Below are 24,372 nucleotides of genomic sequence, written 5' to 3'. Positions count from 1 at the left end.
GTACGTAATGACATGGTATCTCTCGCATCCCAGGGCATAAGCGACTCCAAAAACGGGTTCGTATGCCTTAGTTGTAAGTGTCTACCATGTCCCCGAACAAGTGTTCATGATGTCCCCGGACCGCACATCCCACAGGGAGAGGGAGAAAAACAAGGAGCCCATGATTATCAAAAGAGAGAGTGGAAACTGTACCGTACAGTTCCCTCTCCCACAGGGAGAGGGAGAAAAACAAGGAGCCCATGATTATCAAAAGAGAGAGTGGAAGCCGTACCGTACAGTTCCCTCTCCTACGGGAGAGGGAGAAAAACAAGGAGCCCATGACTATCAAAAGAGAAAGTGGAAGCCGTACCACCGTACAGTTCCCTCTCCTACGGGAGAGGGTTAGGGTGAGGGCAAACTACATGGTCATTCCCACCTTCAGCACCGCCGCAATATTCCGCGCCGCCATCCGCACATTTTCTTCGGCATTTTCCAGCGCTTCTTCCAGCGTACACACCGTATAAATCACGCTGAACACCGCGTCGATCCCGTGCTGATGCACCACGCCGACATCCGCCGTCAGGCTGCCCGCAATTCCGATCACCGGCTTGTTGTAGCGTTTAGCTACCTTCGCCACGCCAACGGGGACTTTGCCGTGGATGGTCTGGCTGTCGATGCGCCCTTCGCCGGTAATCACAAGATCCGCATCGGCAACCTGTTTATCCAGATGCAGCGCGTCGGTGACAATCTCGATCCCCTGACGCAGCTCGGCGCCGCAAAACGCATACAGCGCCGCGCCCATTCCTCCGGCTGCACCACCGCCCTCAAGATTGAGAACCTCGATATCCAGGTCACGAGCAATGATTTTCGCGTAATGCGCCAGGGCAGCGTCCAGTCTGTCGATCATCTCCGGCGTCGCCCCTTTCTGCGGGCCAAATACTGCCGACGCGCCCTCTGCGCCAGTCAGCGGATTCGTGACGTCGCAGGCCACTTCAATCCGGCAGTCGGCCAGTCGCGTATCCAGTTCGCTGATATCAATGCGCGCCAGCTTTTCCAGTTCACCGCCGCCGAGCCCAATCGGATTGCCATTGCCATCTAGCAGTTTCGCGCCCAGCGCCTGCACCATCCCGGCCCCGCCGTCATTGGTTGCGCTGCCGCCAATGCCAATGATGATATGTTTCACCCCCGCATCCAGGGCGTGACGAATCAGTTCACCGGTGCCCCAGGAGGTGGTTTTTAACGGATTGCGTAAGGACGGTGCGACCATCTCCAGGCCGCTTGCCGCCGCCATTTCGATAAATGCGCTCTGCTCGTCGCCGGATAATCCGTAGAACCCTTCGGCGTTTTCGCCCAATGGCCCTGTGACCTGCACTTTGATAATGCCGCCCTGCGTGGCGGCGACCATCGCCTCTACCGTTCCTTCGCCGCCATCGGCAACGGGCAGTTTGACGTAGTCTGCGTCGGGGAAAATCTCGCGAAATCCCTGCTCGATCGCCGTCGCCACCTCAAGAGCACTCAAACTCTCCTTGTACGAGTCCGGTGCAATAACAATTTTCATAAGCCATCCTTACGCCTGTTGACGGGATTGAGCATACACCCACGCGGAATACAAAAATGCCGACTCCCGCAGGAACCGGCATTCACACTCAGCGCACCATGCAGGGACGCTTGTTGTTAAACGTCCAGTCCGGGATGAGATATTGCATCGCCATCGCGTCATCGCGCGCGCCGAGGCCGTGCTTTTGATACAGCTCGTGCGCTTTCATCAGTTGATCCATATCCAGCTCGACGCCCAGTCCAGGGGTGGTCGGCACTTGAACCATGCCACCTTTGATCTCGAACGGTTGCTTGGTCAGGCGCTGATTACCTTCCTGCCAAATCCAGTGCGTATCGATGGCGGTAATCTTGCCCGGAGCGGCCGCCGCGACGTGGGTGAACATCGCCAGTGAGATATCGAAGTGGTTGTTAGAGTGAGAACCCCAGGTCAGGCCGAACTCATGACACATTTGCGCCACGCGCACGGAGCCTTGCATCGTCCAGAAGTGCGGGTCTGCCAGTGGGATATCAACGGATTGCAGCGACAATGTGTGACCCATCTGGCGCCAGTCGGTGGCGATCATGTTGGTCGCGGTCGGCAAACCGGTGGCGCGGCGGAACTCGGCCATCACTTCGCGCCCGGAGAAGCCCTGCTCTGCGCCACACGGATCTTCCGCGTACGCCAGCACGCCTTTCAGCTGTTTGCCAATGCCGATCGCTTCATTGAGCGACCACGCCCCGTTCGGATCGAGGGTGACGCGCGCCTGCGGGAAGCGTTTCGCCAGCGCGACAATCGACTCAGCCTCTTCTTCGCCCGCCAGCACGCCGCCCTTCAGTTTGAAATCGTTAAAGCCGTATTTTTCGTAAGCCGCTTCGGCCAGACGCACCACTGCATCCGGGGTCATGGCTTCGTCATGGCGCAGGCGATACCAGTCACATTTTTCGTCCGGCTGACTCTGGTATTCCAGCGGTGTCAGTTTGCGATCGCCCACGAAGAACAGATAGCCGAGCATTTCGACTTCGCTGCGCTGCTGACCTTCACCGAGCAGCGAAGCGACGTTGACGCCTAAGTGCTGGCCCAGCAGATCTAACATCGCGGCTTCGATCCCGGTCACCACGTGAATGGTGGTGCGCAGATCGAAAGTTTGCAGCCCGCGCCCGCCCGCATCGCGGTCGGCAAAGGCACCGCGAACGGCGTTTAAGACATTTTTGTATTCGCCAAGGGTTTTACCCACCACCAGCGGGATTGCGTCTTCCAGGGTTTTGCGGATCTTCTCGCCGCCAGGAATTTCCCCCACGCCCGTGTGGCCGGAGTTGTCTTTGATAATCACAATGTTGCGGGTAAAGAACGGAGCATGGGCACCGCTCAGGTTCATCAGCATGCTGTCGTGGCCCGCAACGGGAACAATCTGCATGGACGTCACAACAGGGGTAGAAAACGTGTTCATCGTGCAATCCTTTTGATTAGTGGCGACCGAACGCCGGGCGTTTGCGGTCAAATGTCCAACCGGGAACGAGATACTGCATCGGGCCCGCGTCATTGCGCGCACCGCCCGGCAGCTTCTTGTACAGCTCGTGCGCCTTGTGGATCTGATCCCAGTCCAGCTCGACGCCCAGCCCCGGCGCATCCGGTACGGCAATCTTGCCGTCTTTAATCTCCAGCGGATTTTTGGTCAGGCGCGCGTCGCCCTCCTGCCAGATCCAGTGCGTATCGATAGCCGTTGGCTTACCCGGAGCCGCGGCCCCGACGTGGGTAAACATCGCCAGTGAAATATCGAAATGGTTGTTCGAGTGACAGCCCCAGGTCAGGCCCCAGTCGTCACACAGCTGCGCGACACGCACCGCGCCGGAGAGCGTCCAGAAGTGCGGATCGGCCAGCGGAATATCCACCGAATTGAGCATGACCGCATGGCCCATTTCTCGCCAGTTTGTGGCGATCATATTGGTCGCTACCGGCAGCCCCGTCGCGCGGCGGAACTCGGCCATCACCTCGCGACCGGAGAATCCCTGCTCAGCTCCGCACGGATCTTCCGCATACGTGAGCACGTCGTTCAGCCCTTTGCACAGTGATATCGCTTCATCCAGCAGCCAGGCGCCGTTCGGATCGACGGTGATCCGCGCGTCCGGGAAACGTTTTTTCAGGGCGCGGGCGCTATCGATCTCTTGCTCACCCGGCAGCACGCCGCCTTTGAGTTTGAAATCTTTAAAGCCGTAGCGGTCCTGCGCGGCTTCAGCCAGACGCACCACCGCCTCGCTGGTGAGCGCTTCCTGATGGCGCAGGCGATACCAGTCATGCTTACCGGGCGTTTCAGCCAGATACGGCAGATCGGTTTTCTGCCGATCGCCGACGTAGAACAGATACCCAAGTACGGTGACTGCATCGCGCTGTTTACCTGGGCCTAAAAGTTCGCACACCGGGACGTTCAGCGCTTTGCCGAGAAGATCGAGCAGCGCCGCTTCGAGCGCAGCCACCGCATTGACCCGCAGTTCGAACGTCCAGGCCCCTTTACCAAAGGTGTCAAAATCGGCAGCCTGATTGCCTTTGTGAACCTGCTGCACCACTTTGTTCAGGCGAGCGATTTGCTGACCGACCACCACTGGAATCGCGTCGAGCAAGGTCTGAAGAATCACTTCTCCGCCTGGCGCTTCACCGACACCGGTATTCCCTGCGCTGTCCGTGAGCACCACGATATTGCGGGTAAAGTACGCGTTGTGCGCGCCGCCAATGTTCAGCAGCATACTGTCGAAGCCAGCCACCGGAATGACCTGCATATCAGTAATTATCGGACTTGATTGAGTATTCATCATGCTCGCCCCGCGACCGGTTTCAGTTCAACGCGTTTGATATCGCCCACCAGCACCAGATAACTCAGGACCGCCACCAGCGCGTGGACGCCGACGTAAATCAGCGCACCGTTGAAGGAGCCGGTGGTGCCGACGATATAGCCGATGGCAATCGGGGTGACGATGCCGGAAATGTTACCGAACATATTGAACAGCCCGCCGCTGAGACCGCTGATCTCTTTCGGCGCGGTGTCAGCCATGACTGCCCAGCCCAGCGCACCAATCCCCTTGCCGAAGAAGGCCATCGCCATAAAGCCGATAATCATCCACTCGGCGTTGACGTAGTTACAGAACACCATCGTCATGGAGAGCAGCATGCCCAGCACAATTGGCGTTTTACGCGCAATATTCAGCGAACCGGTACGACGCATCAGCCAGTCGGAAATTACCCCGCCGAGCACGCCGCCGATAAAGCCGCACACCGCCGGAACCGAGGCGACAAATCCCGCTTTCAGAATTGACATCCCGCGCGCCTGCACCAGATAGACCGGGAACCAGGTGATAAAGAAGTAAGTTAAGGCGTTGATGCAGTATTGGCCGAGGTAGATACCAATCATCATCCGCGAGCCAACCAGCTGTTTGATTTGCAGCCATTTTTGGCTAAACGGAACTTTGGCTTTGGCGCTTTTCTGATCCATGTTGATCAGTCCGCCACCCTCGGCGATGTAATCCAGCTCTTTCTGGTTCACACCGGGATGCTGGTTCGGCTCGTGGATCACTTTGAGCCAGACAAAGCTGATGATGATCCCCAGTCCTCCCATAAAGAAGAAGACATGTGACCAGCCCACTTCGTGGGTCAACCAGCCCATGATCGGGGCGAAAATGACCGTGGCGAAATACTGGGCGGAGTTAAAAATCGCCACCGCTGTACCCCTCTCCTGCGCCGGGAACCAGGCCGCGACGATACGGCTGTTGCCCGGGAAGGAAGGCGCTTCCGCTAAACCAACGAGGAATCGTAAGGTGAAGAGTGCAACGATGATGCCGAAGCCGTTGAAGATATCAACGAAGCCCTGAAGCAGGGTAAACATCGACCAGATAAAGATCGACCAGAAGTAGACGCGCTTGGAGCCGAATCTGTCGAGCAGCCAGCCGCCAGGAATTTGGCCAATTACATAGGCCCATGAAAATGCGGAGAAAACATATCCCATACCGACCGGATCGAGACCGATGTCTTTTGCCATTTCAGAACCGGCAATCGACAGCGTGGCGCGGTCGCCATAGTTAAAGGACGTGACGATAAACAGCATCACCACTATCCAGTAGCGAGCATTAGTGCGCTTCTCAGCGCTGCTCGCCGCTTGGCTTAATGTACTCATTGTTGCACTCCTGAATCTTGGCTTGCGCCAGGTTCATTCTGTACGACATAACCTGTAGGGTAATCAGAATGAGAGGTTAGTGTTTTGCAGTTTTGGTACGGCTTTCCTGAAATATCAGTGCCGTTTTATTGTGTCTGACTGCATTTTTGTAACTGACGGGGAAAGTATATGTAAGGGGAGGCCGCTCTCTCACCGTGCATCAACACAACATTGGAAGGCCGGTCTGAGGTTGTTTGTGGCAAAAGCCCAGGGGAGTGGAAGATGGTTCACGAAAATGGGGAAGAGTGTGAAGTTGGTTGCCGGGTGGCGGCTGCGCCTTACCCGGCCTACGTGCCAGAGGGTTTTGTAGGCCGGGTAAGGCGTAGCCGCCACCCGGCAAAAGGCTACTTGAGCAACGCGCCCCACTGCTCAACCCACGGATTAGACTCGCTTTCTGGCTCAGGGTGCTCGCCAGCATCGATCAACAGCATCTCACCCACGCGCTGCGCGCTTTGCTCCTGCAGCAGGGCATCGAACTGTTTACCGCCGCCGCAGAAATTAGCGTAGCTGCTGTCACCGAGAGCAATGATGCCGTAGCGGGTATCAGGCTGATGGCCTAATTTATCTTTGATTGCCTGAAAGAGCGGCACGATGCTGTCCGGCAGATCGCCTTGTCCGGTTGTGGATGTCACCACCAGCACGTACTTGTCTTGGTATTTTTCCCAATCGGAGAGATCGGGATCTTCATAGACCGTCGCTTTATGCCCCTGACCGATCAGAATCGCCTCGGCCTCTTCGGCCACCAGCAGCGAGTTACCGTACATTGTGCCGACAAAAATGCCTACTTCAGCCATGCTTCACTCCCTTCATTATCGCTATTGCTGTTCATCCTGAACGTTGCTCGCCACAAACTCAACCCTTTCATTTTCGGGGAGTTGTCCCATCCAGCCAAACTGTGACAGCGCCTGCATCCAGACGTCATCCAGCCCCGCGCGGATCACCAGCGGCTCGCCGGTGAACGGGTGCGTCAGACTGAGCTGGCTGGCGTGCAGCATCAGGCGGTTGCAGCCAAAGTGTTCGGCGGCGCTGCGGTTCTGGCGCAAATCACCGTGCTTGCTGTCACCAATAATCGGATGACGCAAATGGGAGAGATGGCGGCGCAGCTGGTGCTTGCGACCGGTTTTCGGTTCCAGTTCTACCAGTCCGTAGCGCGTGGTTGGGAATTTACCGGTGGCAACGGGCATTTCGACCGTCGCCAGACCGCGATAATCGGTCACCGCAGGTTGAGGATCTTTGTTTTCACGGGCAAATTTATCGGCGATTTTATCCAGCTCTTCGACCAGCGGATAATCGAGCGTCGCGTCGTCCATCAGCCAGCCGCGCACAATAGCGTGATAGCGTTTTTGAATTTGATGCTGTTCGAACTGCTGAGATAAAAGCCGCCCGGCTTCACTGGAAAGGCCCATCAGCAGGACGCCCGAGGTCGGTCGGTCCAGACGATGAACGGTAAACACGTGCTGACCAATCTGGTCGCGCACGGTCTGCATCACCACGACTTTCTCATCGCGATCCAGCCAGCTACGGTGCACCAGCCAGCCAGAAGGTTTATTGACCGCGACCAGCCACTCGTCCTGGTAGAGGATCTCAATGGTCATGCCTGGCCGCCAGCAAACAGCGTATCCAGACGTTGCAGTTCAATCAGTACGACATCGCGCACCGGATGCTGCGCATCCAGCGCCATTTCGTAATATGGGGCGACGGCAAAATCATGCGGAAGCGGATAACCTCCGTCCAGCAGCGCATGCAGGCGTGGAATGAGCACCCATTGCAGCCATTCAAACGGCTCAAGGGTGTCCAGGCAGAAAGGCTGGGTGCTTTCGAATGCCTCTGGCTGCGGCGCCGTTGCCTGCCACAGCTGATGGTGGCGCAACAGAGCCTCGATGGCGTGCAACTGCGCACGAACGCTGTCGTTATGCGTCATAAAAACCTCAACTGAAAAACTGAACGGCGCGCAGCATAGCATTGCGGAACGTAGAAATAAAAAAAGGGAGCACTGTATAAACAGTGCTCCCGGTTCGTTTCGCAGCATTCCAGCTACAATTTGTGCTCCCTGCTCGTCCGTGACAACTTTTCCAGTGGCCGTGAGGCCTGGTCATCCGTAACCGCGCATCCTGCTCACATCGTCCTGATGCGAATGTTCCATCCTGAAACGTCCTGGCCTTCCTGACCCACCGGGCATCATGTCCGGTTCTCATTCTCCGTCCTGGAGGTGTCCCTTACGCATCCTGCGTTATCCTTTTGCTTCAATCCTGAAGCCTTCCTGCAGCGCCATCCTGACGTATCCTGTGTGAGAAATGTCATCATCCTGATGTTCATCTCTCGTGTCGTCATCCTGTCGACGGGATATAGAATCCCCTATTACGCTTCGTCTTACAACCCACCTACACAGACTTACATTCATCACGCGTTGAGTAACAGTGAAGAGATGTTAATCTAACAATATGAAATTATTAATTTTTAATGGGTTTGTCGCTGAAGTATTATCGATTTATTGCGGTGATCTCTCACAAAGCGTGTAAGAGATCTCTCACAAAAGCTGTAGCACAACGGATTACAAAACGGGTTCAAGCTGAGTGAGGAATTCCGCAAGTGAGGGGGCGAGAATTTCGCGCTTGCGGGTACCGAGCGTCTCTTTAATCACTTCACCATTCAGATTACAGACAGCGATCACATCCAGTTCGCTGTCCAGCGTGGCGATAAATAACGTCGGTGAAAGCTTCAGGCGTTTTTGCGTCACCAGATGACCAATCAAGTTCTCCTGAACTCGCTGGAAATCGTCTTCGCTCCAGGTTTGTAACAGCGTCAGCGTTTCACTGCCAAAACGGGCGCGCATATCCCCGGCAAACTGTGTGGTATAGAACGCATGAACGACTGGTTGTACCACAATGTCCATCGCGCGTTCAACCGCATTTACATTCTGTTCTAGCGTGAAGGGCTGCGGCTGCCAGATAACCTTATCGTCCAGGCTCGTGATAATGCACGGCGACGGCACGCCGTATAACTCCTCACTCTGCGGCCACGTTTCATTCTTCTGATGCCAGGCATCGCAATAGCGCGTGGTGAACGCTGTCAGGGCATTTGCAGTTTCAATATCCACCGATTTCTCTCTTCACGTAAGACAGGATAAACTTGGCCTATAGTTTACCTGCAAAGTGACCACGAAACATGTCTTACGAAAACCATCAGGCGTTATCAGGCTTAACGCTGGGCAAAACTACCGCCTACCGCGACACCTATGATGCCAGCCTGTTACAAGGCGTTCCACGCAGTCTGAACCGCGATCCGCTCGGACTGAAGGCCGATACTCTTCCCTTTGTCGGCGGCGATATCTGGACGCTTTACGAACTCTCATGGCTCAACGCTCGTGGTCTACCTCAGGTTGCCGTGGGTCACGTTGAGCTGGATTACGCCAGTCTTAATCTGGTCGAATCCAAAAGTTTTAAGCTCTATCTCAATAGTTTCAACCAGACGCAGTTTGACTCCTGGGAAGATGTCCAGCGCACGTTAGAACGCGATCTGAGCGCATGTGCACAGGGGAAAGTGACCGTAGCCCTTTATCGTCTGAATGAGCTGGAAGGCCAGCCAGTTGCCCACTTCCACGGCACCTGCATCGACGATCAGGACATCTCCATTGAGAGCTACGAATTCAGCACCGATTACCTGCACAATGCCGCTGGCGAAAAAGTCGTTGAAGAGACGCTGGTCAGCCACCTGCTGAAATCCAATTGCCTGATCACCCATCAGCCCGACTGGGGCTCAGTACAGATTCAATATCGCGGCCCGAAGATCGACCGGGAAAAACTGCTGCGCTATCTGGTGTCGTTCCGCCATCACAACGAATTTCACGAGCAGTGCGTGGAGCGTATTTTCAATGACATCCAGCGCTTCTGCCAGCCTGAAAAACTGAGCGTGTACGCGCGTTATACCCGTCGCGGCGGGCTAGATATCAACCCGTGGCGCACCAATACGGACTTTGTTCCGGCGACCGGACGGCTTGTTCGTCAGTAAATTTTTGCAATTTGCGTAGCGTATTCCACTGCTAAGGTTGTGAAACGTCATAAGCCGGGGCTATTGTAATCAACAGGGAAAGAAGAACTTCATCCCATAAGGAGCTCACTTGATTACACATATTAGCCCGCTTGGCTCAATGGATATGTTGTCGCAGCTGGAAGTGGACATGCTTAAACGCACGGCCAGCAGTGACCTTTATCAGCTGTTTCGTAACTGTTCACTTGCCGTTCTGAACTCCGGAAGCCTGACAGATAACAGTAAAGAGCTGCTGTCTCGCTTTGAAAGCTTTGATATCAACGTACTGCGCCGCGAACGTGGCGTGAAGCTTGAAGTGATTAATCCGCCGGAAGATGCCTTTGTTGACGGGCGAATTATTCGCTCATTGCAAGCCAACCTGTTCGCCGTGTTGCGCGACATCCTGTTTGTTAACGGACAAATTCACAATGCCGGGCGTTTCCAGCACCTTAATCTGGAAAGCTCGGTACACATGACCAACCTGGTCTTCTCCATTCTGCGTAATGCCCGCGCGCTGCACGTCGGCGAAGCGCCAAATATGGTCGTCTGCTGGGGCGGTCACTCCATCAACGAAACCGAATACCTCTACGCTCGCCGTGTGGGGACCCAACTCGGTCTGCGCGAGCTGAACATTTGTACCGGCTGCGGTCCGGGTGCGATGGAAGCGCCGATGAAAGGTGCCGCCGTAGGCCACGCGCAGCAGCGCTATAAAGAAGGGCGATTCATTGGCATGACCGAACCGTCAATCATCGCAGCGGAGCCACCGAACCCGCTGGTGAATGAATTGATCATCATGCCGGATATCGAAAAACGTCTGGAAGCATTCGTGCGAATCGCGCACGGGATAATTATCTTCCCTGGCGGCGTTGGTACGGCTGAAGAGTTGCTTTATCTGCTGGGTATTCTGATGAATCCGGCGAACAAAAATCAGGTCTTACCGCTTATCCTCACCGGACCAAAAGAGAGCGCCGATTACTTCCGCGTGCTGGACGAGTTTATCGTGCACACGCTGGGCGAGGCGGCGCGCAGCCACTATCGCATTATCATTGACGATGCCGCTGAAGTGGCGCGTCAGATGAAAAAGGCGATGCCACTGGTCAAAGAGAACCGTCGTGATACCGGTGACGCCTACAGCTTTAACTGGTCGATTCGTATCACGCCCGATCTGCAAAAGCCGTTTGAGCCATCGCACGAAAACATGGCGAACCTGAAACTGTATCCCGACCAGCCAGTCGAGGTGTTAGCGGCGGATCTGCGCCGTGCGTTCTCAGGCATCGTGGCCGGTAACGTCAAAGAGGTGGGTATTCGCGCTATCGAAGAGCACGGCCCTTACAAAATTCACGGCGACAGCGAGATGATGCGCCGTATGGACGATCTGCTGCAGGGCTTTGTTGCCCAGCACCGTATGAAGCTCCCAGGTTCAGCCTATATCCCATGCTACGAGATTTGCTCCTGACCGCGATCCCTTCCCATATCATTTAAGCCGGGCAACCCCCGGCTTTTTCATTTCTGCTGATAAAACATAGGCATTTCTTATCTCATTTACATTTTCAACTGCAACGCAAACGATTACCTACTTTTTATAACCGCTATTTATCAGTCCTAATCGAAATTATCTGCAAGAAAAAACTAAAAAACGCCCTCTTTACAGCGCAAGCCACGTATCTCGCTATCCGATCTTTCACGCCGCATGTCGTTAATGGTAGCCTTCGCGCCCGTAAATCCGCTTTGACGTTTTATTAACAGTTTTTTGGTCTAAATATGCCCACTTCAAAAGTGGATTATTGCATTTGGGATCAGGATCACTGATACATTCATTACTTAAATGTATCTTTCCGCCCGCCAATAGTTACGGGCAAAAATTATAAAAAAACCGTCATTGAACGAATTTCATATTACCGTCAGGCCCTTTTTCATCGGAATTGACTAAAAAGCCTGACAAATTGCTTCCTCCAGGAGAAATAGATGGAAACCACTCAAACCAGCACCATTGCTTCGACAGAATCCCGAAGTGGATGGCGCAAAACGGATACCATGTGGATGCTGGGCCTGTACGGTACAGCAATCGGCGCGGGTGTCCTTTTCCTGCCAATTAACGCAGGCGTTGGCGGTCTGATTCCGCTGATCATCATGGCAATTATTGCCTTCCCGATGACTTACTTTGCACACCGTGGCCTGACCCGCTTTGTACTGTCAGGTAAAAACCCTGGCGAAGACATCACTGAAGTTGTTGAAGAACACTTTGGTATTGGCGCAGGCAAACTGATTACCCTGCTCTACTTCTTCGCGATTTACCCGATTCTGCTGGTTTATAGCGTGGCCATTACCAACACCGTTGAAAGCTTCATGACGCACCAGCTGCACATGACGCCACCACCACGCGCCATTCTGTCTCTGATCCTGATCGTCGGTATGATGACCATCGTGCGCTTCGGCGAGCAGATGATCGTGAAAGCGATGAGCGTTCTGGTGTTCCCGTTTGTTATCGCCCTGATGGTGCTGGCATGCTACCTGATCCCACAGTGGAACAGTGCAGCGCTGGAAACTCTGTCCTTTAGCAGCGCATCAGCAACTGGTAACGGCCTGTGGATGACCCTGTGGCTGGCAATTCCGGTAATGGTGTTCTCCTTCAACCACTCCCCGATCATCTCCTCTTTCGCGGTAGCAAAACGTGAAGAATACGGTCAGGGCGCAGAGAAAAAATGTTCCAGCATCCTGGCACGCGCTCACATCATGATGGTTATCACCGTGATGTTCTTCGTGTTCAGCTGCGTGCTGAGCCTCTCCCCGGCGGATCTGGCAGCGGCAAAAGCACAGAACATCTCGATTCTGTCTTACCTGGCTAACCACTTTAACGCACCAGTGATTGCCTGGATGGCACCTATTATCGCGATTATCGCTATCACCAAATCCTTCCTCGGCCACTATCTGGGCGCACGTGAAGGCTTCAACGGTATGGTGATTAAATCTCTGCGCGGTAAAGGCAAAAGCATTGAAATCAACAAACTGAATAAAATCACCGCGCTGTTCATGCTGGTGACCACCTGGGCAGTTGCGACCATGAACCCGAGCATCCTCGGCATGATCGAAACTCTGGGCGGCCCAATCATCGCGATGATTCTGTTCCTGATGCCGATGTACGCGATTCAGAAAGTCCCGGCAATGCGTAAATACAGCGGCCATATCAGCAACGTATTCGTTGTGATTATGGGTCTGATTGCCATCTCCGCGATTTTCTTCTCTCTGTTCAGCTAATACCTCCTGCGCCGTCTTCGGACGGCGCAATCCTCCTCTGACTGATAGCAATGGACGCATCATGATTAGCGTATTCGATATCTTCAAAATCGGTATTGGACCTTCCAGCTCTCATACTGTCGGGCCAATGAAAGCCGGTAAACAATTCACGGATGACTTGATTTCACGCGGCATTCTGCACGACGTTACACGCGTGGTTGTAGATGTATATGGCTCCCTGTCCCTGACGGGTAAAGGCCACCACACAGACATCGCCATTATTATGGGCCTGGCGGGAAACCTGCCGGACTCCGTCGATATTGATGCGATCCCTGGGTTTATTCAGGACGTCAATACTCATGGCCGACTGCTGCTGGCCAACGGCGACCATGAGGTCGAATTCCCGGTTGATAAGTGCATGAACTTCCATGCCGATAACCTCTCCCTGCACGAAAACGGGATGCGAATCACCGCACTGGCAGGCGAAAAGGCGATTTATAGCCAAACTTATTATTCCATCGGCGGCGGTTTTATCGTCGACGAAGACCACTTTGGTCAGGCCAGCGACTCTACCGTCACGGTGCCGTATCCGTATAAAAACGCAGCTGATTTACAACGTCATTGCCAGGAAAGCGGTTTGTCACTGTCTGGCCTGATGATGAAAAACGAGCTAGCGCTGCACAGCAAAGAAGAGCTGGAACAGCACTTCAAAAACGTCTGGGATGTGATGCGCGGCGGTATCGAGCGCGGTATCACCACCGAAGGCGTGCTGCCCGGCAAACTGCGCGTTCCGCGCCGTGCTGCTGCATTGCGCCGTATGCTGGTGAGCACCGACAAAACCACCACCGATCCGATGGCGGTCGTTGACTGGATCAACATGTTCGCGCTGGCCGTGAACGAAGAAAACGCCGCAGGCGGGCGCGTGGTGACTGCGCCAACCAACGGTGCGTGCGGTATCGTTCCGGCGGTTCTGGCGTACTACGACAAGTTCATCCGCGAAGTGAACGCTAACTCGCTGGCGCGCTATCTGCTCGTCACCAGCGCGATTGGCTCGCTGTACAAGATGAATGCTTCAATCTCCGGTGCCGAAGTGGGTTGCCAGGGCGAAGTCGGCGTGGCCTGTTCTATGGCGGCAGCAGGGCTGACGGAACTGCTGGGCGGTAGCCCGACGCAGGTCTGCATCGCGGCGGAAATCGGTATGGAACATAACCTCGGTCTGACCTGCGACCCGGTTGCCGGGCAGGTACAGGTGCCGTGCATCGAGCGTAACGCCATTGCCTCTGTTAAAGCGGTCAACGCCGCGCGTATGGCCCTGCGCCGTACCAGCGAACCGCGCGTCTGTCTCGATAAAGTTATTGAAACCATGTACGAGACCGGCAAAGACATGAACGCCAAATACCGCGAAACCTCTCGCGGCGGCCTGGCAATGAAAATCGTCACCTGCGATTAAAAGTGTGCGCCTCGCTTTTGCGAGGCGCCTTCCCAATTCCCTCACCATTCGTGGTTTCATCCTGCTGACAGTGTTACCCTTTATTTATCAACAGAAGGGAGATTATCTGTGGCTGTTCATTTGCTTATCGTCGACGCGCTCAACCTGATTCGCCGCATCCATGCGGTGCAAGGTACGCCCTGTAAAGACACTTGTTTGCATGCACTGGAGCAGCTGATTCGTCACAGCCAGCCCACGCATGTGGTTGCAGTGTTCGACGATGAAGCGCGGAACACTGGCTGGCGTCACCAACGGTTACCGGATTACAAAGCCGGTCGCGCGCCAATGCCAGACGATCTGCACGCTGAAATGCCCGCCATTCGCGCCGCCTTTGAGCAGCGCGGCGTCCCATGCTGGGGCGCTCATGGCAACGAAGCCGACGATTTAGCCGCAACGCTGGCAATAAAAGTGGCGAGCGCCGGACATCAGGCCACCATCGTCTCCACGGATAAAGGCTACTGTCAGCTGCTTTCCCCGACCATTCGCATCCGCGATTATTTCCAGAAGCGCTGGCTGGATGCGCCGTTTATCGCCAGCGAATTTGGCGTCTCGCCGCAGCAGCTCCCCGACTACTGGGGACTGGCCGGGATCAGCAGTTCAAAAATACCGGGCGTGGCGGGGATTGGGCAAAAAAGTGCGGCACAGCTGTTAACAGATTTTCAGGATCTGGAAGGGATTTACGCGCATCTGGACGATGTCCCTGAGAAGTGGCGTAAGAAGCTGGAAGCGCACAAAGAGATGGCGTTTATCTGCCGGGACGTCGCACGGCTACAGACGGATTTGCAGTTAGACGGGAATTTGCAGCAGTTACGGCTAGAGCGGTAGTCATTTGCCCGGCCTACGATTCAAGCCTTTGTAGGCCCGGTAAGCGGTAGCGCCACCGGGCATAAAACCGCATAAACGCCAACATCGTGCCGGGTGGCGGCTTCGCCTTATCCGGCCTACAAAATCAAAACCTTAATATGTTGTAGGCCCGGTAAGCGGTAGCGCCACCGGGCATAAAACCATATAAACGCCAACATCGTGCCGGGTGACGGCTTCGCCTTACCCGGCCTACAAAATCAAAACCTTAATATGTTGTAGGCCCGGTAAGCGCAGCGCCACCGGGCAAAACACGCAGCACTATCGCTCGTCGCGACGCCCACCGACTGCAGCCCACCAGCGGCGAATATGCACGGTGACTTCTTCGCGATCATGATAGAGCTGACGTGCCTGAATCTCAGCATTGATTCCCTGCGCATTCAGCTGTTCCTGAATAAATGCCAGATTCTGGGACACCTCTTCGTAGCGCTTTTTCATTGGCAGCTTGAGGTTGAAGATCGTTTCACGGCACCAGCCATTGACCAGCCAGGTCGCCATTAGCGCGGCCACTTTCGCCGGTTTCTCCACCATATCGCACACCATCCAGGTGATGTTGTTACGCGTCGGGCGATAGCGGAAACCATCTTCACGCAGCCAGGTTACCTGCCCGGTATCCATCAGGCTTTGTGCCATCGGGCCGTTGTCAACAGAAGCAACCCACATGTTGCGCTTCACCAGCTGATAGGTCCAGCCGCCAGGGCACGCGCCTAAATCAACGGCATGCATCCCATTCGCCAGACGCTCGTCCCACTCGTCGGCAGGAATAAAGACGTGGAACGCTTCTTCCAGTTTGAGCGTAGAACGGCTTGGCGCATCGGACGGGAACCTCAGACGCGGGATACCCATATAGAATGGCGAGTTGTTGGTCGTGTAGGAATAACCGGTATAACAGCAGCCTGGCGCGATAAAGAAGACATGCACCACCGGACGCTTTGGCGTTTCGTAGTTCGTCAGCACGCCCACCTCACGCAGCGCGGCGCGCAGCGGAACGGTGAGTTTGCGACAGAACTTCATCAGCTCTTTGCTTTCGTTCGTATCCGCGACTTCAACGCGCAGATCGCCGCCCTTCTCTACTACGCCCTGCAACATGCCGGAAATCGGTGAAATACGATCTTCTGGCGGCAAATCGGTCAGTAGCTCGCCCGCAGCAAACATCTGACGTGCGAAAATCAACGAGCTGAACGGCAACTTGCTGACGATCTTATCGGCATCGTCGGGCTGGTAGCATTCGAACACCACATAGCCCGAATGCTCTTTGACGCGGGCAAATCCGAAGACTTCCAGACGTGACGCTTTGTCAGTGATTTCAGCCGCGCACTCTTTCTCAAACCCTGGGCGACAATATAAAACAACCTTACTCATGAACAACGCCCCTGCGTTTCAGACGGATAGCTCCGATAAACATCAATACCCAGCCGGCAAGGAAGCTGACGCCGCCGACGGGTGTAACAAACGCCCACAGGCGTAAATGCGAAAGTGCGAGACAGTACAAACTGCCGCTAAAGAGCACGGTTCCAAGGGCGAGAAAAACACTGCTCCAGTAGAACCAAATGCTAATTCGGCGTTGCATCGCGACTGCTAGCCCAAAGATTGCCAGGGTATGAAACGCCTGATATTCAAGGCCGGTTTGGATCCAGCCCATCTCAACAACCCCTAAGGACTTACTTAACACATGCGCGCCAAACGCGCCCAGTGCGACAAAAATAAAGCCACTCACTGCGGCAAAAATCAGCATGAAACGGCTGGTCATGTTTCTGTCCTAAAAGTTATGCGTGCCCGGCACACAAAAGAGATGATTACTCATACCGAAAGCGGAATTTTTCTTGCTCATGTGCCGCCTTCGCCAGTATCCACTGCCGGAAGGCGGCTATTTTACCCAGTTCTGCCTGACTGTCATGACAAACCAGATAAAATGCATTCTTACTGACCAGAACATCATTAAACGGACAGACCAGGCGGCCTGCCTCAATTTCGGACTGGGCCATCACGTTGTTTGCCAACGCCACACCCTGTCCGTGAATAGCAGCCTGTAACACCATCGCACTGTGGCTGAAAATGGGGCCATGCTGCACATTTATATGATTAAGACCCAACTGGCGGGTATAAGTTTGCCAGTCACGTCGAGAAGCGTCGTGTAAAAGCGTATGTTGCGCCAGATCGGCAGGCGTTTTCAACGCTTTGTCGCCGGTGAGTAACAGCGGAGAACACACCGGCAAGAGATATTCTGCGTATAATTTTTCAACACGCAAGCCCGGCCAGTTGCCGCGACCATAAAAAATAGCCACATCGACATCGTCCGCAAGTTTGTCTTCCTGACGGTCGACGGCCTGGATTCTGACATCGATTCCCGGATAAGCTGAGTTAAAGCTAGAGAGTCTTGGCACCAGCCAATGAATCGCAAAACTGGGCAATAAACTGACCGTCAGTGCACCTTTTGCGCTTCGCGCCTGAAGTTTGCGCGTCGCCTCGGTGAGCTGAGAAAAAATGTCTTTGATATCCTGAAAATAGCTCTGCCCTTCTTCCGTCAGAAGCAGCGAACGATTACGACGGCGAAACAGCTTAAGCCCCAGGAAATCCTCCAGGGACTTGATTTGATGACTTACTGCGGCCTGCGTCACAAAAAGCTCATCAGCCGCGCGCGTAAAGCTAAGATGGCGTGCTGCGGCATCAAAAACTCGTAATGCATTTAGGGGTGGTAATCGCTTAGACATGGTTATCAGGCTTAGATGTTAAAAGGATTTAACACATAGGAAACAACGTTTAACCTATTAGTTTTTTTTATCTGAGCCATTATAATTTGTCCGTTGAGGAACTACCAGCAAATACCTATAGTGGCGGCACTTCCTGAGCCGGAACGAAAAGCTTTTTTTGGAATGCGTGTTCTGAAGGGCTTTTGGCTTACGGTTGTGATGTTGTGTTGTTGTGTTTGCAATTGGTCTGCAATTCAGATCACGGTAGCAAAGCTACCCTTTTTTCACTTCCTGTACATTTACCCTGTCTGTCCATAGTGATTAATGTAGCACCGCCTATTTGCGGTGCTTTTTTTTGGTCTAAATTCTGTTACTTATCCAGCTCAACCATCTCTTTCACGTCAGTGCGGTTGATCTGCTGCTTGTTGCCGTTCGCATCCTTGTACGAAATCATCCCGGTTTCATCGTCAGTTTTCGGTTTCCCGTCAGAGACGATGGTTCGACCATCATTGGTATGCATCACGTAGTTGTTACCAGAACAGGCGCTCAGGGCAAAAGTAAAAACACAGGCAGAAATGATTGCGGCAGTCTTGTTCATAATTTTCTCCATTAGCAATTAATGCTATTTAATCCTCGATTTCAGACAGGCTAAAACATTCACCTAACACTATTCAGCATAACCTGCTTCTCGAGACCTGCCAGGACAAACAGACAATTCCGATAGCGATCAACAACCTTGCCCTGCCGCAAAAATTGCGCGACGATCTCAGTATTGATATGAGGAATTCCATGAACGCTTTCAGTCCTGCGCACTTTCGCGCACAGTTCCCGGCGCTGTCCGATGCCGGTGTTTATCTGGATAGTGCCGCCACTGCTCTCAAGCCTTTAGCGGTGATCGACGCCACGCATCAGTTCTACAGCCTGAGCGCCGGGAATGTGCATCGCAGCCAGTTTGCCGAGGCGCAGCGTTTAACCGCGCGCTACGAAGCCGCGCGCGATCAGGTCGCCCGCCTGCTCAATGCTGAAAGCGGTAAAAATATCGTCTGGACGCGCGGAACGACCGAGGCCATCAATATGGTCGCGCAATGTTACGCGCGCCCACTTGTGCAACCGGGCGATGAAATTATCGTCAGCGAAGCGGAACACCACGCCAATCTGGTGCCGTGGCTGATGGTTGCGGAACAAACGGGAGCGCAGGTTGTTAAGTTGCCGTTAGGCGCTGATTTGCTGCCTGATGTCGCGCGGTTACCTGAACTCATCACCCCGCGCAGTCGGATTCTGGCGCTCGGCCAAATGTCGAACGTCACCGGCGGCTGCCCGGATCTGGCCCGCGCTATCGACATTTCCCATGCCAGTGGCATGATCGTGATGGTCGACGGCGCGCAGGGCGTGGTGCATTTTCCCGCTGACGTACGCAAGCTTGATATCGACTTTTACGCTTTCTCAGGTCATAAGCTCTATGGCCCGACCGGAATCGGCGCGCTGTACGGCAAACCGGAGCTGCTGGCGCAGATGACGCCGTGGCTGGGGGGCGGAAAAATGATCACTGAGGTGAGCTTTGATGGTTTCAAAACTCAGGAGATCCCTTACCGCCTCGAAGCCGGAACGCCTAACGTCGCAGGAGTCATTGGCCTGAGCGCCGCGCTGGAGTGGCTGGCTGACACGGATATCGTGCAGGCGGAAAGCTGGAGCCGCGGGCTGGCAACGCTCGCCGAAGAAGAGTTAAAAAAACGCCCGGGCTTTCGTTCCTTCCGCGTTCAGGACTCCAGCCTGCTGGCGTTTGATTTCGCGAGTGTACACCACAGCGATATGGTCACTCTGCTGGCAGAATATGGCATCGCACTGCGCGCCGGACAACATTGCGCCCAGCCTCTGCTGACGGCACTCGGCGTCAGCGGGACGCTCCGCGCTTCGTTTGCACCCTACAATACGCAAAGCGACGTGCATGCCCTGGTGGCTGCCGTTGACCGCGCTCTTGAACTATTGGTGGATTAATGACGAGTTCATCTTTAGCCGGACACCCTTTCGGCAGCGTAATCACTGAAGAGACGTTAAGGCAGACGTTCCTCCCCCTCGCACAGTGGGAAGATAAATATCGTCAGCTGATCTTGTTAGGCAAACAGCTTCCTGCACTTTCTGACGAACTCAAATCGCAGGCGAAAGAGATTCCTGGTTGCGAGAACCGCGTCTGGCTAGGCGTGACGACCTCAGGGGAAAAGCTGCATTTCTTCGGCGACAGCGAAGGTCGTATCGTGCGGGGTTTACTGGCGGTGCTATTAACCGCCGTGGAAGGCAAAAGCGCGGATCAGCTTCTGCATGGCGATCCGCTGGCGCTATTTGATGACCTGGGACTGCGTGGTCAGCTCAGCGCCTCGCGCAGCCAGGGGCTGGCCGCACTCAGCGAAGCAGTGCTGAATGCGGCCCGTCAGGTTCAAGCCTGACGATTGGCTTTTGCCATCATTTTCTTCAATGCGTGAGACACCGCGACGAAGCCAAAAGTCGCGGTAACCATCGTCGCCGCGCCAAAACCGGACGCACAGTCCATCCGTTTTGGCCCTTCGGCGGTGCTTTTCATGGCGCAAACGGAACCATCCGCCTGCGGGTAAACCAGCGCTTCAGTTGAGAACACACAATCCACGCCGAGCTTACCTTTGCTGTTTTTCACCACGTTAAAATCGCTTTTTAGCCTTTCGCGCAGCTTTGCCGCCAGCGGATCCTGAATAGTTTTTGCCAGATCGGTCACCTGGATTTGCGTCGGATCGATCTGACCGCCCGCACCTCCGGTCGTCACCAGGGGCACTTTATAGCGACGGCAGTAGGCAATCAGCGCCGCTTTCGGGCGCACGCTGTCAATGGCATCAATCACATAGCTAAAACCGACACTCATGTATTGCGCGACGTTATCCGCAGTGACGAAATCATCGATCACCGTGACGCGACACTCCGGGTTAATCAAACGAATACGATCGGCCATTACCTCAGCTTTCGCCAGCCCGACGTTATCGCGCAGGGCGTGGATCTGACGGTTGGTGTTGGTCACACACACATCATCCATATCAATAAGCGTGATCGCGCCAATGCCTGTACGCGCAAGCGCCTCGGCCGCCCAGGAACCGACCCCACCGATACCGACCACGCACACGTGCGCATCCGCAAACAGTTGCAGGGCTTTTTCACCATATAAACGCGCGGTGCCGCCAAAGCGTTGACGCCAGGCATCGCTGATTAACACAGACATAAGACCTCAGGATGTAAAAAGGGTGAGGTTTTATCCTCACCCTGCCCCTCTCTTCTATAGAGAAGGCGGTAAATATTACGCGCTATATTATCACATTCAGCCGCTGAAAACGCTGCCTGCACCGGGTGCTGGCTTGAGTACCCAGACGCGGCCGTAATGGTTATACCAGCCCGCGCGATGGCCTGCATCAGAGCCAATGCCTTGATAAATATCGAAGTGCTGGCCTTTGATGGCGCCTCCCACATCCAGCGCAACCATCAGGCGTAATTCGTATTGGCCGCTAAATTTGCCGTTGTTATCCAGTGTCGGCACTTCTGCCAGCAGAGTGGTACCCGGCGGAATAATTGAACGATCCGATGCCACCGACGCGCGGCCAATCAGCGGAACCGCGCTGGCGCCTTTTACTGGCGCAAAGTTTTGCGGTTTAAAGAACACGAAGGACGGGTTCTGCTCCAGCAGTTCACGGACCTCGGCTTCGCTGTGTTTTTCACCCCACTCGCGAATCGCCTGCATCGACATATCTTCTTTCTTCACTTCGCCACGGTCGATCAGCACTTTGCCGATACTGCGGTAGGCGTGGCCGTTTTTACCAGAATAGCTAAAGAAGTTAAGCGGTGTGCCATCACCATAGTCAATGTATCCGCTGCCCTGAACATCCATGATGAAGTTGTCCATCAGCGAGTTGCTGTAGGCCAGAATATAGGTTTCGTTCAGTGCACCGGAATAGATCTCTGCGCGAGACGGTAGACGTCCACGTTTTGGCGGCATACGGTAGATAGGATACTGGAACTCGCCCTGACGGGTATGACGCGCCTGAACCACCGGTGTGTAGTAGCCGGTGAACTGGACGTTACCGTAGTTATCGGCCCCTTCCATCTGCCAGGCGTCAATGCCGTACTGGCGCATGGTGCGCGTATCGCCACCCGCGCGCAGCCAGTCCTGCACTGCGTTATAGACGCTGTTCTGCGAACCGTACAAACGCGGCGATGCGGTGCGAATCTGGTTCACCTGCTCAGCAAAGTCACCCGCATTGATCGGTGCGCCAACGGCATCGGGTTGGTTGACTAAAGAGAAAGGCTGGGAGAATTTCCCGTCTTTATATTGCTGACCACGATCGGTCGGCTTAGAGCTACAGGCCGCAAGAATCGCTACCATTGCGCCCGTCATCAGATACTTCGCCCAACGTCCTTTCATTATATCTCGTCTTAAAGTTGCCCTGAGTCTCTATAAAGAAGATAACAAACCGCTCAGGCTAATGAAATCTGATAGCGCATCCTGAGACAGGTTTTGCGCAATAATCATACGGATAACGCGATGTCGTTCAAATTACGTACTAATTTAGGAATTTATGAGAAAAAGGGTTGCATCAAAAACCTATCCGAGTATAGTGCGCATCCACGGACGCGGGGTGGAGCAGCCTGGTAGCTCGTCGGGCTCATAACCCGAAGGTCGTCAGTTCAAATCTGGCCCCCGCAACCAACTAAAATTTGATGCAGTACTTTCTACGATGTTTTTGCTCAGTGGAAAGACGGACGCGGGGTGGAGCAGCCCGGTAGCTCGTCGGGCTCATAACCCGAAGGTCGTCAGTTCAAATCTGGCCCCCGCAACCAATCAAATTTTAAAGCAGTAGATGTAAAAAAGAAGAAATACGGACGCGGGGTGGAGCAGCCCGGTAGCTCGTCGGGCTCATAACCCGAAGGTCGTCAGTTCAAATCTGGCCCCCGCAACCAATTCTTCGAATCAAAACATTAGACACCCTCAAGGGTGTTTTTTTGTATCTGCAGTTTGTGGATTTGCCGGGCGTTACCCCGGCTGATGACACTACCCTCTTCTGGCCAGCGTCGCGCCATCCGAGAAGTACGCCTTAATTCCCGCCAGAATCGATTCTGCCACTTCCTGCTGGAATTTCGCGGTCTTGAGCTTGCGCTCCTCTTCCACATTACTGATAAACGCCGTTTCGACCAGAATCGACGGAATATCCGGCGCTTTTAGCACCGCAAAACCTGCCTGCTCAACGCTATTCTTGTGCAGCTTATTCACATTCCCGAGTTTCCCCAGCACCGCTTTGCCAAATTTCAGGCTGTCAGTGATGGTCAGCGACTGCACCATATCGAACATGGTGTGATCGACGTAGCGATCGCCGCTTTTGCTCACCCCGCCAATAAGGTCGGAGGCGTTCTGTGAATCTGCCAGCAGTCGGGCCGCCGTACTGGTCGCTCCTTTTGTCGACAGGGCAAAAACGGACGAGCCGCTGGGCTGTCTACTGGTGAAAGCATCGGCGTGGATGGAGACAAACAGGTCGGCACGCTGTTTCTGCGCTTTCGCAACGCGCACTTTCAGCGGAATGAACACGTCTTCATTGCGCGTCATATATGCGCGCATGTTACCTTCTTTATCAATCAACGCCTTCAAACGGCGGCCAATCTGCAGCACCACGTCTTTTTCACGGGTCCGGTATTTCCCAACTGCGCCGGAATCTTCCCCGCCGTGGCCCGGGTCGAGCATTATCACGATCGGACGATCTCGCCCCGCTTTACCGGGCTGCGGACCACTCTGCGCAGGCGGAACCTGCTTTTCGAGGTCGCCTTTATTGTAATCTTCCAGCAAGGCAAGCAATGGGTCCTGAATATCCGTCGCATTTGCCGGATAGAGATCCATTACCAGACGCTCTTTAAAACCGGCCACCGGTGCCAGGGCAAACAGCTGAGGCTTAACGTTCTGCTTAAGCTCAAATACCATGCGCACGGTTTGCGGATCGAACTGGCCAACGCGAGCGGATTTTATGTAAGGATCGTCGCCACGGATCTGCGCCCCCATGCCTTTCAGCACCGAGTTAAGATTCACGCCCTCGATATCCACCACCACACGCTCAGGATTGCTCAACGCAAACTGTTTGTATTTCAGTACCTGATTAGACTCTACCGTCACGCGCGTATAGGTCGAAGACGGCCAGACACGCACCGCCACCACCTGACTGACAGCGGCGAGTGCAACCTGGCTGACGCTAAGCAACCACATCGCCCCAGCCCCTTGTAACAAGCGGCGGCGGCTTATTGTTGATTTGGATCCCGACATGCTTCTCCCGAGCAAGAAAACGAATTAATACACTAAACGTCCAAA

22 protein-coding genes and 3 tRNA genes are annotated in these 24,372 nt (G+C 54.4%); 10 read left to right on the top strand and 15 right to left on the bottom strand.

The window, feature by feature from the left end; genetic code table 11:
* Window positions 1–397: 397 nt before the first annotated feature.
* The 8 genes from JBO43_RS15865 to syd all read right to left on the bottom strand — a co-directional run bounded on the left by JBO43_RS15865 (window position 398) and on the right by syd (window position 8,811).
* Window positions 398–1,537, bottom strand: a complete 1,140-nt coding sequence (locus tag JBO43_RS15865; RefSeq protein ID WP_202674693.1) for a glycerate kinase — start codon at window positions 1,535–1,537, stop codon at window positions 398–400.
* Window positions 1,538–1,625: 88 nt separating this feature from the next.
* Entirely contained in the window at window positions 1,626–2,963 is a 1,338-nt protein-coding gene (gudD, locus tag JBO43_RS15860) for a glucarate dehydratase (protein WP_095283173.1), read from the bottom strand.
* Between the two features lie 16 nt (window positions 2,964–2,979).
* Window positions 2,980–4,320, bottom strand: a complete 1,341-nt coding sequence (locus JBO43_RS15855; protein ID WP_202674698.1) for an enolase C-terminal domain-like protein — start codon at window positions 4,318–4,320, stop codon at window positions 2,980–2,982.
* Window positions 4,320–5,675, bottom strand: coding sequence for a galactarate/glucarate/glycerate transporter GudP (gene gudP / locus JBO43_RS15850; RefSeq protein WP_095283174.1), 1,356 nt, complete (start codon window positions 5,673–5,675; stop codon window positions 4,320–4,322). Before gudP ends, JBO43_RS15855 begins: the two co-directional genes overlap by 1 nt.
* 383 nt (window positions 5,676–6,058) lie before the next feature.
* Window positions 6,059–6,508, bottom strand: a complete 450-nt coding sequence (locus tag JBO43_RS15845; RefSeq protein WP_095283176.1) for a flavodoxin — start codon at window positions 6,506–6,508, stop codon at window positions 6,059–6,061.
* Between the two features lie 21 nt (window positions 6,509–6,529).
* Complete coding sequence (gene truC, locus JBO43_RS15840; protein WP_095283178.1) at window positions 6,530–7,309, bottom strand: tRNA pseudouridine(65) synthase TruC; 780 nt, start codon at window positions 7,307–7,309, stop codon at window positions 6,530–6,532.
* Window positions 7,306–7,635, bottom strand: coding sequence for a YqcC family protein (locus tag JBO43_RS15835; protein ID WP_095283180.1), 330 nt, complete (start codon window positions 7,633–7,635; stop codon window positions 7,306–7,308). Before JBO43_RS15835 ends, truC begins: the two co-directional genes overlap by 4 nt.
* Window positions 7,636–8,265: 630 nt before the next feature.
* Window positions 8,266–8,811: a SecY-interacting protein gene (gene syd, locus JBO43_RS15830; RefSeq protein WP_202674692.1), complete on the bottom strand. Its 546-nt coding sequence runs from the start codon at window positions 8,809–8,811 to the stop codon at window positions 8,266–8,268.
* 68 nt (window positions 8,812–8,879) lie between these two features.
* Here syd and queF point away from each other — a divergent pair, with 68 nt between their 5' ends.
* The 5 genes from queF to xni all read left to right on the top strand — a co-directional run bounded on the left by queF (window position 8,880) and on the right by xni (window position 15,288).
* Entirely contained in the window at window positions 8,880–9,722 is an 843-nt protein-coding gene (gene queF / locus JBO43_RS15825) for an NADPH-dependent 7-cyano-7-deazaguanine reductase QueF (RefSeq protein WP_202674691.1), read from the top strand.
* Between the two features lie 109 nt (window positions 9,723–9,831).
* On the top strand, window positions 9,832–11,196 hold the full coding sequence (gene ppnN, locus JBO43_RS15820) for a nucleotide 5'-monophosphate nucleosidase PpnN (protein WP_095283185.1): 1,365 nt from the start codon (window positions 9,832–9,834) through the stop codon (window positions 11,194–11,196).
* 509 nt (window positions 11,197–11,705) lie between these two features.
* Entirely contained in the window at window positions 11,706–12,995 is a 1,290-nt protein-coding gene (locus JBO43_RS15815) for an HAAAP family serine/threonine permease (protein ID WP_095283186.1), read from the top strand.
* Window positions 12,996–13,056: 61 nt separating this feature from the next.
* Window positions 13,057–14,424, top strand: coding sequence for an L-serine ammonia-lyase (locus tag JBO43_RS15810; RefSeq protein ID WP_202674690.1), 1,368 nt, complete (start codon window positions 13,057–13,059; stop codon window positions 14,422–14,424).
* Between the two features lie 108 nt (window positions 14,425–14,532).
* Window positions 14,533–15,288, top strand: a complete 756-nt coding sequence (xni, locus tag JBO43_RS15805) for a flap endonuclease Xni (RefSeq protein WP_103946577.1) — start codon at window positions 14,533–14,535, stop codon at window positions 15,286–15,288.
* Window positions 15,289–15,585: 297 nt separating this feature from the next.
* Here the strand turns inward: xni and rlmM are convergent, their stop codons facing one another.
* The 4 genes from rlmM to JBO43_RS15785 all read right to left on the bottom strand — a co-directional run bounded on the left by rlmM (window position 15,586) and on the right by JBO43_RS15785 (window position 18,612).
* Window positions 15,586–16,686 (bottom strand): 23S rRNA (cytidine(2498)-2'-O)-methyltransferase RlmM, encoded by a 1,101-nt coding sequence (rlmM, locus tag JBO43_RS15800; RefSeq protein WP_095283189.1) that lies wholly within the window; start codon window positions 16,684–16,686, stop codon window positions 15,586–15,588.
* The gene (locus JBO43_RS15795) at window positions 16,679–17,074 is read right to left on the bottom strand and encodes a DUF423 domain-containing protein (protein ID WP_095283190.1); all 396 of its coding nucleotides are present in this window, start codon (window positions 17,072–17,074) and stop codon (window positions 16,679–16,681) included. The genes rlmM and JBO43_RS15795 overlap by 8 nt, the downstream gene beginning before the upstream one ends.
* A 46-nt stretch (window positions 17,075–17,120) precedes the next feature.
* On the bottom strand, window positions 17,121–18,035 hold the full coding sequence (gene gcvA, locus JBO43_RS15790) for a glycine cleavage system transcriptional regulator GcvA (RefSeq protein ID WP_095283191.1): 915 nt from the start codon (window positions 18,033–18,035) through the stop codon (window positions 17,121–17,123).
* 349 nt (window positions 18,036–18,384) lie between these two features.
* A complete protein-coding gene (locus JBO43_RS15785) occupies window positions 18,385–18,612 on the bottom strand; it encodes a YgdI/YgdR family lipoprotein (protein ID WP_095283192.1) in 228 nt (75 codons plus the stop codon).
* Between the two features lie 191 nt (window positions 18,613–18,803).
* On the opposite strand from JBO43_RS15785, the gene csdA reads away from it, so the two are divergent.
* Together csdA and csdE are read left to right on the top strand one after the other, a co-directional pair.
* Window positions 18,804–20,009 carry a cysteine desulfurase CsdA gene (gene csdA / locus JBO43_RS15780; RefSeq protein WP_202674689.1) on the top strand — a complete coding sequence of 402 codons (1,206 nt, stop codon included), beginning with the start codon at window positions 18,804–18,806 and terminating at the stop codon, window positions 20,007–20,009.
* Window positions 20,009–20,455 (top strand): cysteine desulfurase sulfur acceptor subunit CsdE, encoded by a 447-nt coding sequence (gene csdE, locus JBO43_RS15775; RefSeq protein WP_202674688.1) that lies wholly within the window; start codon window positions 20,009–20,011, stop codon window positions 20,453–20,455. Before csdA ends, csdE begins: the two co-directional genes overlap by 1 nt.
* On the opposite strand, the gene tcdA is transcribed toward csdE, so the two are convergent.
* Both tcdA and mltA read right to left on the bottom strand, forming a co-directional pair.
* Complete coding sequence (tcdA, locus tag JBO43_RS15770; RefSeq protein WP_202674687.1) at window positions 20,446–21,252, bottom strand: tRNA cyclic N6-threonylcarbamoyladenosine(37) synthase TcdA; 807 nt, start codon at window positions 21,250–21,252, stop codon at window positions 20,446–20,448. The genes csdE and tcdA overlap by 10 nt on opposite strands.
* Before the next feature lie 96 nt (window positions 21,253–21,348).
* Window positions 21,349–22,446: a murein transglycosylase A gene (gene mltA, locus JBO43_RS15765; RefSeq protein ID WP_103946580.1), complete on the bottom strand. Its 1,098-nt coding sequence runs from the start codon at window positions 22,444–22,446 to the stop codon at window positions 21,349–21,351.
* A gap of 208 nt (window positions 22,447–22,654) precedes the next feature.
* On the opposite strand from mltA, the gene JBO43_RS15760 reads away from it, so the two are divergent.
* The 3 genes from JBO43_RS15760 (at window position 22,655) to JBO43_RS15750 (ending at window position 22,982) form a co-directional block, all read left to right on the top strand.
* Window positions 22,655–22,731: transfer RNA gene (locus JBO43_RS15760), tRNA-Met, on the top strand.
* 54 nt (window positions 22,732–22,785) lie between these two features.
* Window positions 22,786–22,862 (top strand) — tRNA-Met (locus tag JBO43_RS15755).
* A 43-nt stretch (window positions 22,863–22,905) separates the two neighbouring features.
* A tRNA-Met gene (locus JBO43_RS15750) sits at window positions 22,906–22,982 on the top strand.
* 91 nt (window positions 22,983–23,073) lie between these two features.
* Here the strand turns inward: JBO43_RS15750 and amiC are convergent.
* Window positions 23,074–24,327, bottom strand: coding sequence for an N-acetylmuramoyl-L-alanine amidase AmiC (gene amiC / locus JBO43_RS15745; protein WP_103949221.1), 1,254 nt, complete (start codon window positions 24,325–24,327; stop codon window positions 23,074–23,076).
* Between the last annotated feature and the right edge of the window lie 45 nt (window positions 24,328–24,372).

Origin of the sequence: Lelliottia jeotgali (genome assembly GCF_016771845.1) — a bacterium.
Classification (GTDB): domain Bacteria; phylum Pseudomonadota; class Gammaproteobacteria; order Enterobacterales; family Enterobacteriaceae; genus Enterobacter; species Enterobacter jeotgali.
This window is presented reverse-complemented; position numbering and strand designations above follow the sequence as displayed.

Excerpts from the sequence above, each read along its gene's own strand:
- amiC (WP_103949221.1), bottom strand. The coding sequence starts at position 24,327 with ATGTCGGGATCCAAATCAACAATAAGCCGCCGCCGCTTGTTACAAGGG.
- tcdA (WP_202674687.1), bottom strand. The coding sequence starts at position 21,252 with ATGTCTGTGTTAATCAGCGATGCCTGGCGTCAACGCTTTGGCGGCACC.
- JBO43_RS15795 (WP_095283190.1), bottom strand. The coding sequence starts at position 17,074 with ATGACCAGCCGTTTCATGCTGATTTTTGCCGCAGTGAGTGGCTTTATT.
- JBO43_RS15835 (WP_095283180.1), bottom strand. The coding sequence starts at position 7,635 with ATGACGCATAACGACAGCGTTCGTGCGCAGTTGCACGCCATCGAGGCT.
- gudP (WP_095283174.1), bottom strand. The coding sequence starts at position 5,675 with ATGAGTACATTAAGCCAAGCGGCGAGCAGCGCTGAGAAGCGCACTAAT.
- JBO43_RS15865 (WP_202674693.1), bottom strand. The coding sequence starts at position 1,537 with ATGAAAATTGTTATTGCACCGGACTCGTACAAGGAGAGTTTGAGTGCT.
- JBO43_RS15785 (WP_095283192.1), bottom strand. The coding sequence starts at position 18,612 with ATGAACAAGACTGCCGCAATCATTTCTGCCTGTGTTTTTACTTTTGCC.
- mltA (WP_103946580.1), bottom strand. The coding sequence starts at position 22,446 with ATGAAAGGACGTTGGGCGAAGTATCTGATGACGGGCGCAATGGTAGCG.
- csdE (WP_202674688.1), top strand. The coding sequence starts at position 20,009 with ATGACGAGTTCATCTTTAGCCGGACACCCTTTCGGCAGCGTAATCACT.
- rlmM (WP_095283189.1), bottom strand. The coding sequence starts at position 16,686 with ATGAGTAAGGTTGTTTTATATTGTCGCCCAGGGTTTGAGAAAGAGTGC.
- gcvA (WP_095283191.1), bottom strand. The coding sequence starts at position 18,035 with ATGTCTAAGCGATTACCACCCCTAAATGCATTACGAGTTTTTGATGCC.
- csdA (WP_202674689.1), top strand. The coding sequence starts at position 18,804 with ATGAACGCTTTCAGTCCTGCGCACTTTCGCGCACAGTTCCCGGCGCTG.
- JBO43_RS15845 (WP_095283176.1), bottom strand. The coding sequence starts at position 6,508 with ATGGCTGAAGTAGGCATTTTTGTCGGCACAATGTACGGTAACTCGCTG.
- gudD (WP_095283173.1), bottom strand. The coding sequence starts at position 2,963 with ATGAACACGTTTTCTACCCCTGTTGTGACGTCCATGCAGATTGTTCCC.
- JBO43_RS15810 (WP_202674690.1), top strand. The coding sequence starts at position 13,057 with ATGATTAGCGTATTCGATATCTTCAAAATCGGTATTGGACCTTCCAGC.
- queF (WP_202674691.1), top strand. The coding sequence starts at position 8,880 with ATGTCTTACGAAAACCATCAGGCGTTATCAGGCTTAACGCTGGGCAAA.
- JBO43_RS15855 (WP_202674698.1), bottom strand. The coding sequence starts at position 4,320 with ATGAATACTCAATCAAGTCCGATAATTACTGATATGCAGGTCATTCCG.
- JBO43_RS15815 (WP_095283186.1), top strand. The coding sequence starts at position 11,706 with ATGGAAACCACTCAAACCAGCACCATTGCTTCGACAGAATCCCGAAGT.
- truC (WP_095283178.1), bottom strand. The coding sequence starts at position 7,309 with ATGACCATTGAGATCCTCTACCAGGACGAGTGGCTGGTCGCGGTCAAT.